Source organism: Myroides sp. TSA_177.3 (genome assembly GCF_052691955.1).
Map to the genome: position 1 here is coordinate 1 of NZ_JBQZGD010000066.1, position 325 is coordinate 325.

Annotated in this window: 1 protein-coding gene; it reads left to right on the forward strand. The window is 38.5% G+C overall.

What is annotated here, in order from left to right; translation table 11 throughout:
• Positions 1-325, forward strand: a 325-nt coding sequence (locus tag ACUTSE_RS18170) for a hypothetical protein (protein ID WP_445641270.1), incomplete at both ends; no start/stop codon positions are given.

Below are 325 nucleotides of genomic sequence, written 5' to 3' on the forward strand. Positions count from 1 at the left end.
TGGTGGAGTTACTACAGATAAAATCGGTGATAAATCGGTTACGTCAGATAAATTAGATGGAGGGACAGGAGCAGAAGGACGTGTAGGTGTAGCAGGAGCGGATGGAACCATCACATACAAAACGTTAGATGAAGTAGTAAAAGCAAACGAAACAGTAACGGTATTAGTTGAAAATACAAACGGAACGTTTACGTACTACAACGAGAATGAAATTGATGAAAACGGTCAACCAAAAGCAGGAGCAACAGGAGTAACAATTGATCCAAAAGAAGTATCTGTTGCTTTAAATACAGCAACCAATGTTTATGAGTTCAAAAACTCAAAC